Here is a 14,383-nt window from a genome sequence, read left to right as displayed (position 1 = left end):
TCGTCCCTCAAAAACCCAGGCGACTCACCACGGCGGAGCGGCCCGCCGTCCGATCCGCCGCTCCGGGCGTGGTCGGGCTAGATCAGACCGATCGCGACCGCAACGAGGTACGTCGCCGCGAGCAGGACGACCGCGTGTTTGACTCCGTCGCGGAGGTCTCCTTCGCCGAGCTGGCCGGCGATCAGTCCGGAACAGACGCCCTGAATGACCGCCGCGTGATAGAAGATCAGCTCGTACCCAGCCACGTTCGCGTCGCCGAGCCCGTCGGCGATTCCGCCGCCGACGCCACTCGCGACCCCGCCCATTCCCGCCGTCGACCCCGTGAGATCCGCCCCCTCGATCGCCGGAATGAACGCGAGCGTCAGCGAAGCGATGATCCCGAGGAACACGAGAAAGGAGATGTATATCACGATCAGGTAGGTCAACATCACCTGCTTTCGCTCGCGCCGGAGCTGCCGGGTCGCCCGCGCCTCGTCGGCGGCGATGTTGAGAACCGGCGCGATGTCCCCGCTGGCCCGCATCGCGTTCACGATCAACGCGATCGAACGGGAGACGAGCGGCGACTTGATGCGTCGCTCCATCCGATACAGGGCCGACTCCACGTTGGCGCCCCACTCGACGTCCCGCCAGGTCCGTTCGAGTTCCGGGGTGAGATCGTCGAGATCGGACCGGCGAACGCGGTCAAGGCTCTCGACGACCGTCATTCCGGCCTCGTTGATCGACGCCAACCGATCCAGGAAGTCCGGGACCGCCGCCTCCATCCGGGCGGTTCGTCGGCTCTGTACCTCGTATAACACGGCATAGACCGCGAGCACGAAGATCGTCGACTGAACGAGCGCATCGTCGACCCCGCGAACCAGCGCGTCGAGCGATTCGGTTGGGATCGGAGTTGCCGTCGACCAGACCCAGACCACGGCCAGTGGAACGGTTATGGCCAGCGAGGTGTACGGGTGCCACAACAGCAGCCGCGTCGGCCGACGAGCCCAACCGAGGACGCGCTGGAGCCGGTCGTACTGCGCGAGCCGTTCGCGGTCCGTTCGCCACCGGTCGTCGGTGGTCCCGTCCGCGGCGGATGCGGGGCCACCGTCGGGTCGCGTTCCGGTCGCCCGGTCCGACGGACCGGCGGAGTCCTCGACGGGGCTCGCGGATGGCGGGTCGTCCGTTCCGGCGGAGCCGACCGGGGCGGTCGTCGAATCGTCGACCGGCTGCGTTACGCTGTCCACGTAGACGATGAAACCGGCGCTGGCGAGCGGGATTCCCGCGTAGACGACGACTTGGAGGATCGGGACGGTGTCTCGAATGACGAGCCCGACGACGACGAGGATCGTAATGAAAAAGAGTGGCCCTGCGACCAACACCGTGACGTACGCCTCCGCGAACGTGGACAGGAGCTCGAGGTACTGCTCCTGTTGTGCCTCCGACTCCTCCTGGTAGCGTTCGTACTGGTCGTTGAGGAACTCCGAGATCGACCGCCCGGACCCGAGCACTGACGCCAGGTTCTCGGCGAACTCCTCGAGGTTCTCGCTCGGCGTGTGGTGAGCGACGCGACGCAGCGCCGTGAGGACGTCGGTTCCGAAGGTGTTCATGTCCCGGACGGCGACGCTCAGTTCGGTCGCCGCCTCGCCGTAGACGTCCTCGTTCTCGGCGAGGGTGTTCATCACCGTCGGGAACGTCATTCCGGACCGGGAGAGCGCGTAGACGAACGCGACCGTCCGCGGCAGCGTCGCGTCGATCCGGGCGCCGCGGTCGTGTGCGCGCTGGTCGAGCACGAGCCACCGGACGTAGTAGACGGCGAGCGCCGACGTCGCGCCCAGCGTTCCGGAGAAGAACACCAACAGGAGGAACAGCTCGCCGACCCCGATCGTCGAGAGCCGAGCGAGGTCGGCGAGGAACGCGAGTCCCGTCGGCAGCGCTGCCTCGATCCGGTCACCTCCGACCTCGAGGGCGTACAGGGCGCCCGCGGCAACGTAGATCCCCAGTATCCCGCCCGCGATCCCGGCGGCGCCGGCGTACAGCAGCGTCTTCGAGGCATAGACGCGGTGGGTAGCACTCGCGTGTGCCGACCGCAACAGCGTACGCTGCTCCTGCTTGCGTGGGCTCTCGTCGGCGACGTAGTCACCGAACAGCGACAGCGCGAGTCGGGAGACGAACAGTCCAGCACGTCGACTCACCGTGGGAGCGATCAGCACGCCGAGCGCGGCCGCCAACGCCACGAGCGGAAGGAAACGGATCATCGTCCGCAGGCCGCGATACGGTCGATCTCACGGTCGTCCCGCCGTTCCCGACCGGATCGTCGGGTCACGCGTTCGTCGCCTCCGCATCCGGCTCGGACGCCGCCTTCGATTCGAGCCGTTTCATCACCCGGTCGGGATCGGCGTAGTACTCGTTGACGAGCGCGGTGAACCGCTTGTAGCCCGTGATGCCCAGCTCGCGGAGCAGTTCGAGGAATCGCTCTCGACGGTCGATCTCGGTGAGCAATTCGGCGCGGTCCCAGCCCCGCTCCTCCTGGATCTCGCCGAGGAGCTCCGAGTCGTTCGCGGTGAAGGTATCGGACTCCGGGGTCCACTCGAACGCCGAGGAGTAGTCGAGCTCGCCGGTCCGCTGGTCGATCCGGCCGATCTCGCCGATCACCTTCGCGCGCCGGACGCGCTCGGTGCCGAACCTGGCGAGGGTCTGGATCGACAGCATATCGAGCGATTGCACCATCGCGCGTGGGACGTTGATCGGCTCGTTCTCCAGCCGGTTGATGACGGTCTCGATCGAGTCGGCGTGCATCGTCGAGAACGTGGTGTGGCCGGTGTTCATCGCCTGAAAGAGGGTGACCGCCTCCTCGCCGCGGACCTCGCCGACCAGGATGTACTCGGGCCGGTGGCGGAGCGCGGAACGGAGCAGGTCGTACATGTCGATGTCGCTGCCCTCGTGAAGGCGCTCGCGGGTCACCGAGGAGAGCCAGTTGTCGTGGTACAGCGAGAGCTCGCGGGTGTCCTCGATGGTGAGCACCTTCGCACGCGGCGGGATGAACATCGAGACGGCGTTCATCGAGGTCGTCTTGCCGGAGGCGGTCCCGCCCGCGAAGATGAGCGACTTGTTGTGCTCGATGCACAGCCAGAAATACGCCATCTGCTCGATCGAAAACGTTCCGTAGTCGATCAGATCGATCGGAGTGAACGGCTCGTCGGCGTACTGCCGGATCGTGAACGCGGATCCCCTCGGCGTGACCTCCTCGCCGAGGGCCAACTCGGCGCGGGAGCCGTCCGGGAGGGTCGTCTCGACGATCGGCTCGCCGACGGAGATGTGTCGTCCCGACTGCTGGGCGAGCCGGATGACGTAGTTGTCGAGCTCCTCCTGCCCGTAGGAGACGTTCGTCTCGACGTCGGTGTAGGTGTCGTGGTAGACGAAGATCGGAAGGTCGTAGCCGTCACAGGAGACGTCCTCGATGTGGGGGTCGTTCAGGAGCGGATCGACCTTGCCGAACCCCCGAAAGTCGCGATAGAGGTAGTACGCAAGCGCGTGGAAGGTCGTCATATCGATCGCGACCCCGTACTGCTCGAGCAGGGACTCGAGCTCGGCTTTGAGCGTCGTCTCCGGAGTCGTTCCGGCGCCCTCCTGAAAGAGCAGCGGGTCCCTGATGTCGTCGACGACGCGACGGAGCAGCGACGTAGTGAACGCGTCGAGGTCGGGTTCGACGGCGTGATACCGGTGTTCGCTCTCCTCGTCGTCGTAGGTCACCACGACGTACGCGAACGGGGCGTTCACCCAATAGCGATCGACCTCGGTCTCGTCGTCCGGCGGCGTGAACGTCCCCAAGGGACCGTCCGTGCCGGGGCGAAACGGCCGGACGGCGATGTCGGAGCCACGGAGCATCTCCCAGGTCCGAACCGCGCGACGACGAAGGGTCTCGAGTCGCCCGTCGCCTCCGGTTCCGGCGTTCGTATCCCCCGACATACGTTCCTACCCGGTCGTCGGTCCGCGTCGACTTAAAAGCTGGACTGACGCCGGGCGGGTCTCACCGCCGGTCGGCGCCGAGCAGCACCGCCCCGAGGGCGACCAGCAGTAGGGCCCCGACCGGCAGCGGGAGTCCCGGTACGCCGAGCGTCACCAGCAGGTACGTCGCCACGAGCAGGATGACGCCGGCGGCCGCGAGCAGTCCCCCGATGAGCCGGACCGGATCGACCGGCCCGTTCTCGACGCGCTCCTCCGCCAGGTAGTAGACGATCGAGACGATGACGGCACCGCCGATCAGCGCCGACCCCGCCGCCCACGCGAGGTAGGCATCGTAGACGACCTGCCCCGCCTGGTTCGAGATCGCCGCCGGGATCGAGTGCAGGAAGAATGACCGATCGTCGATCGCCCACCCGAGCAGATACTGCACCTCGAGGAACGGATAGCGGAGGTACACGGCGGATCCGTACCCCGGGATCGAGGCGTACGTCACGTTCCAGGGAACCAGCGCGGCGAGCCACGCCGAGACGACGGCGAGCTCCCCGGCGTACTCCGACCGTACCCAGACCATACGACCACCCGGAACCGGGATCACTTAAAAACGTTCCTCGACGACCGGTCGCGGACGATCCGGGGGCGTTACGTTCATACCGTCCGGCCGATAAGGTTCGAATAGCTGATGCGGCGGGAGTACTTCGAACTGACGGTCGACAACGTCGACCCGGACGCCGGGGGCAACCACGACAAGCCGCTCGTCCGGATCGCGTTCCACGGCCCTGACGGGTTACTGACGAACCGACTCACCGGCCCGGACGGCGAGCTGCTCGCCGCCGACGAGACCGACGTGGCGTTCCGTCTCCGGGACGCGCTCGAGGACGGCCCGGATGCGGAGGGCGTCGTCGCGGTCACGAACCGGGTGACCGGCGACTTCGTGCTCGAGCTGAACGAGGAAGCCGACGACGTCCGGCGGTTCATCCGGGCCGCCCGCGAATACGGCCGGGCGGCGGCCGACGACGAGGAGGGACGCTACCGGGTCGAGATCACGGTCGACGGCGAGGAGCTGGTCACCTACGACAAGCGGACCTTCCTCGTGTACGACCCCGACGGCAACCTGCTCCGCGGCGAGAGCCTGATCCCGTCCGGCGTCGAGCTGTGAGGCGCCGGTGACGGCCCAGGGCCACGTGCCGCACCATCGACGCCCGGGTGGTTTTAGTACCGTCCACGGTCAAGGGTACGACAGCGAATGGGACTCACGAAACGCATCATCCCGTGTATCGACGTCGACCTCGACGAGGACGGCACCGCCGCCGTCTACACCGGCGTCAACTTCGAGAACCTGGAGTACACCGGCGACCCCGTCGAGCTGGCCCGCAAGTACAACGAGTCGGGCGCCGACGAGTTCGTCTTCCTCGACATCACCGCCTCGGCCGACGGCCGCGAGACCATGCTCGACGTCGTTCGCGGCGTCGCCGACGAATGTTTCATTCCGCTGACCGTCGGCGGCGGGATCCGCACGACGGAGGACATCAAGGAGACGCTTCGGGCGGGCGCCGACAAGGTGTCGATCACGACCGGCGCGCTCGACCGGCCGACCCTGATCGACGAGGGCGCGGCCGCGTTCGGCTCGCAGTGTATCGTCATCTCGATCGATGCCCGCCGCCGCTACGACGAGGCCGGCGAGCACTACGTCGAGGCGGACGGCGAGTCGGTCTGGTTCGAATGTACGAAAAAGGGCGGGCGCGAGGGGACCGGCATCGACGCCGTCGAGTGGGCACTGGAGGCCGAGGAACGCGGCGCCGGCGAGCTGTTCATCAACTCGATCGACCGCGACGGCACCAAGGACGGCTACGACATCCCCCTGATGACCGCGGTCTGTGACGCCGTCTCGACGCCGGTGATCGCCTCCTCGGGCTGTGGCGGCCCAGAGGACGCCTACGAGGTGTTCACCCAGGCGGACGCCGACGCGGCGCTGGCGGCCTCGATCTTCCACTTCGGCGAGTACACGATCGCCGAGGTCAAGGAGTATCTGGACGAGCGCGGCGTGCCGGTTCGCAACTAGAACGAATCGCCGCTGGAACGAATCGCCGCTGGAACGAGTTCGAACGAACGCTGCACCACGATCGCCACGCGCGAGGATCGTCGAGCGTCAGGCCGCGCGGACCGCCTCGGAGAGAGCCGTCGTCTTCTCGGTGATCGCGTCCGCGGCGTCCTCGAGGGCGTCCAGCGGGTCGCCGGATTCGGTCTTGACGGTCAAGATTGGCTCGGTCTGACCGCCCGACTGCTCGGGGTTGACGTCGTAGGTCGCCGCGGCGACGTCCTCGGCCTCCAACAGCGCGCCCTTCAGGACGTTCATAAACGTGTGGTCCTCGCCCGCGATCTCGATGCGGAGTTCCGCCTCGCTCTTATCGATGACCCGCAGTTCCATAGCGAGCGATTCGTCCGAGCCGCGTTTCAACGTTTCGTCTCGACGGGCGCGACCGGGCACTGAAAAGGGATCTGCATCCGGTTTCGCCGATCGGATCGCGTGCCGCCGTCGGCGAGGCCGGATCCGCGGGTGGTCGAGCTACTCGTCGACCGCGACGTCCTCGGAGTCGACGTCCACTGCAGCCTCCTCCTCGGCCGCGACCTCCTCGGGCCGCGCCTCGAGGGTGAGCTTCTGGACCTCGACGCGGCGAAGCGGGTAGATCGTCTTCGCGTCGCCGTAGATGGCCGAGGAGAGCCGCCCCTCGACGATCGAGTCGACGAGCTCATCGAAGGTCCGGTCGGCGGCAGCCTCGTGGACCTGGTCGATCATCACGCGACGGATGGCCTGCTCCTGGGAGCGGTCGGCCTTCTTCGTCGTGAACGACACGGGCTGGAGTCGGACGCGGTAGTCGTCGGTCGTGAGGACCGTGATCGACGCCTCGACCTTCGAGGAGCCGCGCCGCACGAGCGAGCGCAGGTAATCCCGCGTCAGCTCGTACTTCACGAACTCGGTGTAGGCCGTGTCGCTGCCGACGTCGGTGATCTTGAACGTCAGCTTGGTGTTGTTGCCGCTGCTGTCCTGGTTCAGGTCGCCGAGCGTCGTCGTGATCGTCCGGCCGACGACCTGGTCGGGTTCCTCCGCGAGGGTCTCGCCGATCTCGTCCCGGTCGAACTGCTCGGGGGCGAGCACCGAGTACCATCGCTTCTCTTGCGTCTGTTTGGATACGGATCGTTCGCTCATGTCTGGTGTGTCGTGTCTGCGTCGGTTGCGTCTGCGTCGGTTGCGTCTGCGTCGGTTGCGTCTGCGTCGGTTGCGTCTGCGTCGGTTGCGTCTGCGTCGGTTGCGTCTGCGTCGGTTGCGTCTGCGTCGGTTGCGTCTGCGTCGGTCGTGTGCCCGTTCGTCCCGTCCGTCCGTCGATCCTGATCGGCGTGCACTCGATCGGCGCGATCCCGATCGTCCCCGATGACGTGTCGGTGTTCGTGGCCGCGAGCGACGAGACGGTCGGCAACCCGAAGGTTGACGATGTAGTCGTCGACCGTCGACTGCAGCCCGCCGGTCGTCTCCCGCTCGATCGCACAAACGACCGCGTCGCCGTCGACGCGCGCGTCCATCGAGTCGGTGTTGTCGGGCGCCAGCGCGTCCCGGACGAGCGCCGGATCGTCGTGCTCGGTCCGGACCAGCGCCGTCCTGGGCGAACCCCTGGACGAACCCACTGCGCGGTCGTCGGAGCCGTCTGCGGCACCATTGGGGCCATCCGCGGACTCGTCGTCGGCCCCGTGGCCGTTCATAGCGCCTCCCTCGTGGCCGCGATCACGGCCGCACCGTCGTCGTCGATCGAAACCTGCGCGCCGCCGCGCGTCGGGCCGCCCCAACCGGTGCCGTCGAGCTCGGCGGCGGCGTGACGAAGCGCGGCGCCAACGCCGGCCGGGTCGGCGGCCGCGGCGGCCAGCCGGCCCGTCTCCGGGTCGACGACGAGCGTGACCCGTTCCGGCGAGCGGTACGCGCTGAGCAGCCGGGCGACGGTGGGTAGCGTCGACGCCGGTGCGGACACGCGGGCGACGGAGACGCCGTCGTATCGCGCCGTCGTCGCCTCGGCGACCGCCGCGTGGGCGGCCGTGCCGTGTGCCCGCCACGTCTCGAGCGCGGCCGATCGCAGATCGTCGTCCACGTCGGATCCGTCCGTGCCGGCGAGCGCGAGCGCGATCCCGGTCCCGGGTGCCTCGCGTGCGAGCACGTCGAGGACGTCGGCGTAGCCGCCGACGGTCCCCACGGGACCGGTCGTCGCGTAGGGGCGCAGCGCGCGTTCGACGGCGGCGGACGCCTGTGGCGTCGCCGTCTCGGGCGCAACCACGTCGACCGCGACCGTCGACGCGATCCGGCGGCGGTCGGAGTCCGCGAGGACGTCCGTTCCGATCGCCTCCCGAACGTCGTCGGGGTCGCCCGAGTAGGGGGCGTGGAACAGCGTCGAGGCGGCGATCCCGGTCGCCAGCCCGGTCTCCGTCTCGGGATTCGGGACGGCGAGTCCGGGGCGCCGTTCGACGAGCTGACGGCGGGTCGCGACGTCGAGCGCGTCCCCGGACCCGTCCGTTCCCGGAACGGAACCGGCGGCGACGACGCCGGCGAGCGCGAGCACGGGATCGGGATCGACTCCGAGTTCGGTCCCGACGGCGAAGGCCGCGGTGCTCGCGGGGCGGCCGTCGCTCTCGAGCCCGTAGGACTCGACCGCCGATGCGGTCGGCCGATCGGGCAAATCGGCGCCCACGAGCAGATGGACCTCGTCACCGCTTCCTCCGGACCGCTCCGGCTCCGCGGTGTCGACCGCGTCGCGGATCGAACCGGTCGGATCCGGATGGATCCGGATCTGGAACGGCGTGCCGACGCCGCGTGCGGCCGCCGCGAGCAGCGCCGCCGCTGCGAGGGAATCGCCGTCGTCGCGGGCGACGAGCCGGATGAACGGCGCGTCGCGGACGACGCCGGCGATCGTGTCAGGCGTCGTGCCGGATGCGGTCGCGGGTTCGGTCATCGTGTGTGGGTTGGGAGTCGGGTCGACGGATGGATCGGCGGTCGGTTACTCCTCGAGGAGCTCGACGCCGTTCTCGTAGGTGTACGTGAAGTCCTCGGCGAGCTGGTCGCCGCGGTAGTAGTCGGCGAGCCGGCGGATCTTCGACTCCGTGTTCTGGAGCGCCCGCTTGTTCTGGTGGTCCTGCGGGTTCTCCTCCATGTGTTCACGGAGCCGGACCGCGCGCTCGACGAGGTTCCGGAAGTCCTCGGGGACCGACGAGCCCGCGTCGTTCTCCTCGAGGATCTCGGTGACCTTCTTGCCGGTCGCCAGCTTGACGTCCGGGATCGGCGTGCCGGTCACGCCCTCGTCACGCAGTTTCATTCCGATCTGGCTGGGGTCGTAGCCCTGTTCGGACAGTTCGACGACGCGGGACTCGATGTCCTCGGCGTCGACGTCGCTCCACTCCGGCGAGTCGTCTGCCACGGGCTTGTCCGAACCGGACGAGCCACGGCGGCGTGTATGCATTCGTGCCATTGTCTGTCATTGGAACGGCACAACCGCAAAAGCGTGACCGCGGGTCCCCGGAGGGACTCGCGGCGCACTGCCGCAATCCCGAGCCGTGGGCGAGTGCCCCGGCGAGTCGGATTTACGGCTGTGCTGTTCCCACGAGTGAGTTCCCGCCGAGCCTCTTAAGGATGTTCTCTTCGTCCGGAGAGCGGGTCGACGAGGGGCGTGGACGGGACACAATCCATTTACCCTTCCTCCGAGAACCCCGGCGTATGACACACCAGGGGGCCGCCCCGTGCACGTAGTCATCATCGGGGCGGGACAGGTCGGCGAGAGCATCGCCGCCGACCTCCAACACGACCACGACGTCGTGGTCGTCGAGAACCGCGCCGACCGGGCCGACGAGCTGACGTACGCGCTGGACGTCCTGACGATCACCGGCGACGGAACGGAGCTACACACGCTCGAGGAGGCCGGCGTCGACGAGGCGGATATGGTCTTGGCCACCACCGACGACGACGAGACGAACATCGTCGCGTGTTCGACGGCGAAGGCGCTTGCCCCCTCGACGTTCACCATCGCGCGCATCAAGAACACGAAGTACCTCCGGACGTGGGAACACGACGAGGGCGCGTTCGGCATCGATCTGATGGTCTGCACCAACCTCCTCACCGCGGAGTCGATCGTTCGCGTCGTCGGGCTGCCGGCGGCCCGCGACGCCGACGTCTTCGCCGGCGGGCGGGTCCAAATGGCCGAGTTCGAGATCGGCGAGGGGTCGCCGATCGTCGACCAGACGGTCGAGGAGGCCGACCGGTTCGACTCGCTCACCTTCGCCGCGATCATCCGGAACGGCGACGTCGAGGTTCCCCGCGGCGACTCCTGCCTGTTGGCGGGCGACCGCGTAGTCGTGATCGGGTCGCCACACAGCGTGCAGACGTTCGCCCGAACGATCGCGCCAAAGGAATCACCGGACGAGGCGGCGGAAGTGGTCGTCATCGGCGGCTCGGAGATCGGGTATCACGTCTGCCGGCTGCTCGAGGAGCGCGGCCTCTCGCCCCGCCTGGTCGAGCAAGATCACGATCGCGCTCGCACCCTCGCCGAACACCTTCCCGAGACGCTCGTGATGGAGTCGGACGCGACGGATATGGGCTTCCTCGAGCGGGAACACGTCGGCGACGCGGACATCCTCGTGTCGACGCTGGATTCCGACGAGAAGAACCTCCTCGAGTGTCTCCTCGCGAGACGGCTCGGCGTCGAGCGGACGGTCGCGGTCATCGACCGGACCTCCTACGTCGACCTCTTCGAGACGGTCGGCGTCGACGTCGGCGTCTCCCCCCGGGAGGTCGTCGCCGAGGAGATAACGCGGTTCACCCAGTCCGGATCGGCGGAGAACGTCGCGTTCATCGAGTCCGACAGGGCGGAGGTGCTCGAGGTGGAGATCAGCGCCGACAGCGCGCTCGCCGGGAAACGGATCCAGGACGCGATGGCTGACCTCCCCGAGTGCGTCGTCATCGGCGCGATCACCCGCGATCGGGAGTTCATCGTCCCGCGCGGGGACACCGAACTCCGCGCCGGCGACCACGTCGTCGTCTTCGTCGAGACCGCCGTCGTCGACGAAGTAACGGCGCTGCTGTGACGACCCGCCAAGACAGTCCTCCCTTACATGTCCTCGATCCCGATCCTCACCGGAATCGCCGACCGGATCGACCGGTGGCGACGCCGGCCCGTTCGGGTGAAGTGGCGGGCCAGTCTCGGACTGGTCGGGAGCATCCTCGTCTGGCTCGCCGTCCCGCTGTCGTTCCCGCTGGTGCTGGCGGGCTACTACGACGAGCCGCTTCTCCCGTTCCTCGTGACCATCGCCGTCACGCTGGGCGTCGGCCGGTGGCTCGAACGGCTCTCCGGCGATGCCGATCTGGGCGGCCGCGAGGCGTTCCTGATGGTGGCGCTCGCGTGGCTCGCCGTCGGCCTCATCGGGGCGATCCCCTTCCTCGTCGCCGGAAACGGCGTCATCGCACATCCGGTCGACGCGCTCTTCGAGTCGATGTCGGGGATCACGACCACCGGCGCGACCGTGCTCGTCGACTTCTCGGTGCACGGGCGGTCGATCCTGATGTGGCGGCAGGTCATCCAGTGGCTCGGCGGGCTCGGCGTGCTCGTGTTGGCCATCTCGGTGCTCTCACAGCTGTCGATCGGCGGGACCCAGTTGATGGAGACGGAGGCACAGACCCAGAACGTCCACAAGCTCTCGCCGCACATCGAGGAGACGGCGCGGATGCTGTGGTCGCTCTATTCGGCGATCACCCTGACCTGTGCGGGCGTGCTGTACGTCCTGAACCTCGCCGGGGTCGCGCCCGGAATGACGCCGTACAACGCGCTCGCACACGCGCTCACCGCGGTCGCGACGGCGGGATTCTCGCCGGACCCGGGCAGCGTCGGGGCGTTCTCGCGGGCGGCCCAGTGGACGGTCATCCCCTTCATGTTCATCGGGGCGACGAACTTCATCCTGATCTACTACTTCGTCCGCGGCGACTGGCTTCGCCCGGTCCGCAACGAGGAGTTCCGCTACTACGTCGGCGTGGTCGTCGGGACGACGGTGCTGATGGCGCTGTTGCTTCTCACCGACCCGAGCGTATCGTTCCCGATCGAGGCGAAGCTGCGCCACGCCACCTTCCAGGTCGTCTCGATCCTCACGACGACCGGGTTCGCGACCGTCGATTTCAACGGCTGGTCCCCGGCCGCGAAACACGTGCTGTTCCTGTTGATGTTCCTCGGCGGGATGGCCGGCTCGACGACCTGTTCCATCAAGCTTTTGCGGTGGATGATCGTGCTGAAGGGGTTCCGCCGGGACCTGTTCACCGCGGTTCACACCGACGCGGTCCGCCCGATCCGGCTCTCCGGAACCGTCGTCGAGGAGGAGACGGTCCGGGACGTCTATGCGTACACGCTCCTCTCGGTCGTGATCTTCTTCGCGCTCACCGCGTTCATCGCGGTCGACGGGGCGCGAGCCAGCCTCGAACTCACGGAGTTCGAGGCGATGAGCGCGGCCGCGGCCACCTTCTTCAACATCGGCCCGGCATTCGGCGTCGCCGGCCCGTTCGGGAGCTATCATCCGTTCTCGAACGCGACGAAGGCGGCGATGATCGTGTTGATGTGGGTCGGCCGGATCGAGATACTCCCCGTGTTCGTCCTGTTGACGCCCGCCTACTGGCGGTCGTGACGTGCAGCCGTCCGATCCCCGGTCGTTCCGAACCCGGTGGATTCTTGCCGGACCCCCGTCTCGGCAGGGATATGTCTCGAGTGCGGGTCGGTGCGGCCACGCAAACGCGGGTCGGTGCGACCACGCATCGTCCGGACCCTCGAACGGGGGGTGACGCCGCGTGTCCGTGTCGGTGAGGGTCGACTGGCGGACGAGCGTCGCGATCACCGGCACGGTCATCAAATACACCGCCGTCGCGATGGCGATCCCGCTCGTCGTCGCGCTCGTGTACGGCGAGGACCTGCTCGTCTTCGGAACCTCGATCTTCTGCGTGCTCGGGCTCGGCATCCTGCTCGAGCGGGCCGACCCCGAACCGGATCTGGGCCCGCGGGAGGCACTCCTCCTCGTCGCGCTCGCCTGGCTGGCGGTCGGCGTCGTCGGCACGATCCCCTACCTGCTGGCGGGCTACGGCACGGCGTCGACGCTTGCCCACCCCGTCAACGCGCTCTTCGAGTCGATGTCGGGGTTTACCACCACCGGGGCGACCGTGATGGGCGAGATATCGACCGAGCGGCACTCCCACGCGCTGTTGTTGTGGCGCCAGCTCACCCAGTGGCTCGGCGGGATGGGGATCATCGTTCTGATGGTGGCCATCCTCCCGGAGCTCGCGGTCAACGGCGCCGACCTCATCCAGGCCGAGGCGCCCGGCCCGCAGCTTCAGAAGCTCACGCCGCACATCCAGGAGACGGCCAGGGTCCTTTGGAAGGTCTACTTCGCGTTCACCCTCCTGCTCGCGGTCGTCCTCTACGGGCTCCACCTGGCCGGATTCGCGCCGCGGATGGATCTGTTCAACGCGATCGCGCACGCCTTTTCCACGATGCCGACGGGCGGATTCTCGACGAAGGCCGACAGCATTGCGGCCTTCTCGGCCGCCGTCCAGTGGGCGATCATCCCGTTCATGGTCGTCGCCGGGGTCAACTTCGCGCTGTTCTGGCACGTCCTCGCGGGCGACACGCGCGAGTTCTTCCGAGACACCGAACTGCGGACATACGCGGGCGCGGTCGCGGCCTTCGTCGCGGTCGTCTTCGGCCTGCTGTATGCCGGCGTCGCGCCGCCGATGGAGATCGGCGGGACGACCGAAGGGACCGTGGAGCCCGCGCTCCGACACGCCGTCTTCCAGATCGGCTCGCTGCTGAACTCCACCGGGTTCGCCACGAGCGACTTCGCCCAGTGGGGCACCTACGGGCAGCTCACGCTGCTGTTCGCGATGTTCGTCGGCGGATCGGCCGGGTCGACCGGCGGCGGGATCAAAGTGATCCGCTGGCTGATCGTTTTTAAAGCACTCCGTCGCGAGCTGTTCCGGACCTCACACCCCGACGCGGTGCAGCCGATCCGACTCGCCGGGACCGTCGTCGACGAGGGAGCCATCCGCGGCGTCGTCGTCTTCACGCTGCTGTACCTCGGGCTGTTCGGCGCCGGCGTGCTCGTGATCGCACTCGATGCGGCTCGCATCGGGCTCGAGCTCACGGCCCTGGAGGCGATCGGCGCCAGCCTCGCGGCGATCGGCAACATCGGGCCCGCGTTCGGCCGGTTGGGACCTTTCGGATCGTATCTCGATCTGCCGGCCACCTCGAAGCTGGTGATGGTCCTTCTGATGTGGTTCGGCCGGCTCGAGATCCTGCCCGTGCTCGTCGTGTTCACGGGAAGCTTCTGGCGCCGCTAGATCGGAGCGGCGGGTCGCGATGGAGCGGGTGGCGATGGGGCCGGCGCG

The 14,383-nt window shown here is 68.0% G+C and carries 12 protein-coding genes and 1 pseudogene; 5 read left to right on the top strand and 8 right to left on the bottom strand.

Annotated features, from left to right (window positions below; translation table 11 throughout):
• Positions 1-77: 77 nt before the first annotated feature.
• The 3 genes from CPZ00_RS12850 to CPZ00_RS12840 form a co-directional block, all read right to left on the bottom strand.
• A complete protein-coding gene (locus tag CPZ00_RS12850) occupies positions 78-2,234 on the bottom strand; it encodes a type II secretion system F family protein (RefSeq protein WP_096391241.1) in 2,157 nt (718 codons plus the stop codon).
• A 64-nt stretch (positions 2,235-2,298) separates the two neighbouring features.
• A complete protein-coding gene (locus CPZ00_RS12845) occupies positions 2,299-3,945 on the bottom strand; it encodes a type II/IV secretion system ATPase subunit (RefSeq protein ID WP_096391240.1) in 1,647 nt (548 codons plus the stop codon).
• Between the two features lie 61 nt (positions 3,946-4,006).
• On the bottom strand, positions 4,007-4,513 hold the full coding sequence (locus CPZ00_RS12840; RefSeq protein ID WP_096391239.1) for a DUF7549 family protein: 507 nt from the start codon (positions 4,511-4,513) through the stop codon (positions 4,007-4,009).
• Positions 4,514-4,621: 108 nt separating this feature from the next.
• Here CPZ00_RS12840 and CPZ00_RS12835 point away from each other — a divergent pair, with 108 nt between their 5' ends.
• Entirely contained in the window at positions 4,622-5,098 is a 477-nt protein-coding gene (locus CPZ00_RS12835; RefSeq protein WP_096391238.1) for a DUF5793 family protein, read from the top strand.
• An 87-nt stretch (positions 5,099-5,185) separates the two neighbouring features.
• Entirely contained in the window at positions 5,186-6,001 is an 816-nt protein-coding gene (gene hisF / locus CPZ00_RS12830; RefSeq protein ID WP_096391237.1) for an imidazole glycerol phosphate synthase subunit HisF, read from the top strand.
• A gap of 87 nt (positions 6,002-6,088) precedes the next feature.
• Here the strand turns inward: hisF and CPZ00_RS12825 are convergent, their stop codons facing one another.
• The 5 genes and pseudogenes from CPZ00_RS12825 to CPZ00_RS12805 form a co-directional block, all read right to left on the bottom strand.
• A complete protein-coding gene (locus CPZ00_RS12825) occupies positions 6,089-6,367 on the bottom strand; it encodes a DNA-directed RNA polymerase subunit L (protein WP_096391236.1) in 279 nt (92 codons plus the stop codon).
• A 138-nt stretch (positions 6,368-6,505) separates the two neighbouring features.
• The gene (locus CPZ00_RS12820; RefSeq protein WP_096391235.1) at positions 6,506-7,147 is read right to left on the bottom strand and encodes a 30S ribosomal protein S3ae; all 642 of its coding nucleotides are present in this window, start codon (positions 7,145-7,147) and stop codon (positions 6,506-6,508) included.
• A 250-nt stretch (positions 7,148-7,397) separates the two neighbouring features.
• Positions 7,398-7,695 (bottom strand): annotated as a pseudogene (locus CPZ00_RS12815) (KEOPS complex subunit Pcc1); the annotation flags it as partial.
• The gene (locus tag CPZ00_RS12810; protein ID WP_096391234.1) at positions 7,692-8,930 is read right to left on the bottom strand and encodes an exonuclease RecJ; all 1,239 of its coding nucleotides are present in this window, start codon (positions 8,928-8,930) and stop codon (positions 7,692-7,694) included. The gene CPZ00_RS12810 and the pseudogene CPZ00_RS12815, both read right to left, overlap by 4 nt.
• Positions 8,931-8,975: 45 nt before the next feature.
• A complete protein-coding gene (locus tag CPZ00_RS12805) occupies positions 8,976-9,443 on the bottom strand; it encodes a 30S ribosomal protein S15 (protein WP_096391233.1) in 468 nt (155 codons plus the stop codon).
• A 268-nt stretch (positions 9,444-9,711) separates the two neighbouring features.
• Between CPZ00_RS12805 and trkA the strand changes: the two genes are divergently transcribed.
• From trkA to CPZ00_RS12790, 3 genes are all read left to right on the top strand, one after another.
• Positions 9,712-11,052 (top strand): Trk system potassium transporter TrkA, encoded by a 1,341-nt coding sequence (trkA, locus tag CPZ00_RS12800; protein WP_096391232.1) that lies wholly within the window; start codon positions 9,712-9,714, stop codon positions 11,050-11,052.
• Positions 11,053-11,079: 27 nt separating this feature from the next.
• Positions 11,080-12,633 carry a TrkH family potassium uptake protein gene (locus tag CPZ00_RS12795; RefSeq protein ID WP_096391231.1) on the top strand — a complete coding sequence of 518 codons (1,554 nt, stop codon included), beginning with the start codon at positions 11,080-11,082 and terminating at the stop codon, positions 12,631-12,633.
• Positions 12,634-12,799: 166 nt separating this feature from the next.
• Positions 12,800-14,335 carry a TrkH family potassium uptake protein gene (locus tag CPZ00_RS12790; protein ID WP_096391230.1) on the top strand — a complete coding sequence of 512 codons (1,536 nt, stop codon included), beginning with the start codon at positions 12,800-12,802 and terminating at the stop codon, positions 14,333-14,335.
• Positions 14,336-14,383 lie beyond the last annotated feature (48 nt).

The organism is Halopenitus persicus (assembly GCF_002355635.1).
In the GTDB taxonomy this organism is placed as follows: domain Archaea; phylum Halobacteriota; class Halobacteria; order Halobacteriales; family Haloferacaceae; genus Halopenitus; species Halopenitus persicus_A.
Note: the sequence above shows the minus strand (reverse complement) of the source record. Positions and strands in the feature narration are given on the sequence as shown.

Coding starts and splice junctions, on each gene's coding strand:
- CPZ00_RS12825 (WP_096391236.1), bottom strand. CDS start 6,367: ATGGAACTGCGGGTCATCGATAAGAGCGAGGCGGAACTCCGCATCGAG.
- CPZ00_RS12845 (WP_096391240.1), bottom strand. CDS start 3,945: ATGTCGGGGGATACGAACGCCGGAACCGGAGGCGACGGGCGACTCGAG.
- CPZ00_RS12805 (WP_096391233.1), bottom strand. CDS start 9,443: ATGGCACGAATGCATACACGCCGCCGTGGCTCGTCCGGTTCGGACAAG.
- CPZ00_RS12850 (WP_096391241.1), bottom strand. CDS start 2,234: ATGATCCGTTTCCTTCCGCTCGTGGCGTTGGCGGCCGCGCTCGGCGTG.
- CPZ00_RS12835 (WP_096391238.1), top strand. CDS start 4,622: ATGCGGCGGGAGTACTTCGAACTGACGGTCGACAACGTCGACCCGGAC.
- CPZ00_RS12840 (WP_096391239.1), bottom strand. CDS start 4,513: ATGGTCTGGGTACGGTCGGAGTACGCCGGGGAGCTCGCCGTCGTCTCG.
- CPZ00_RS12810 (WP_096391234.1), bottom strand. CDS start 8,930: ATGACCGAACCCGCGACCGCATCCGGCACGACGCCTGACACGATCGCC.
- CPZ00_RS12820 (WP_096391235.1), bottom strand. CDS start 7,147: ATGAGCGAACGATCCGTATCCAAACAGACGCAAGAGAAGCGATGGTAC.
- hisF (WP_096391237.1), top strand. CDS start 5,186: ATGGGACTCACGAAACGCATCATCCCGTGTATCGACGTCGACCTCGAC.
- CPZ00_RS12795 (WP_096391231.1), top strand. CDS start 11,080: ATGTCCTCGATCCCGATCCTCACCGGAATCGCCGACCGGATCGACCGG.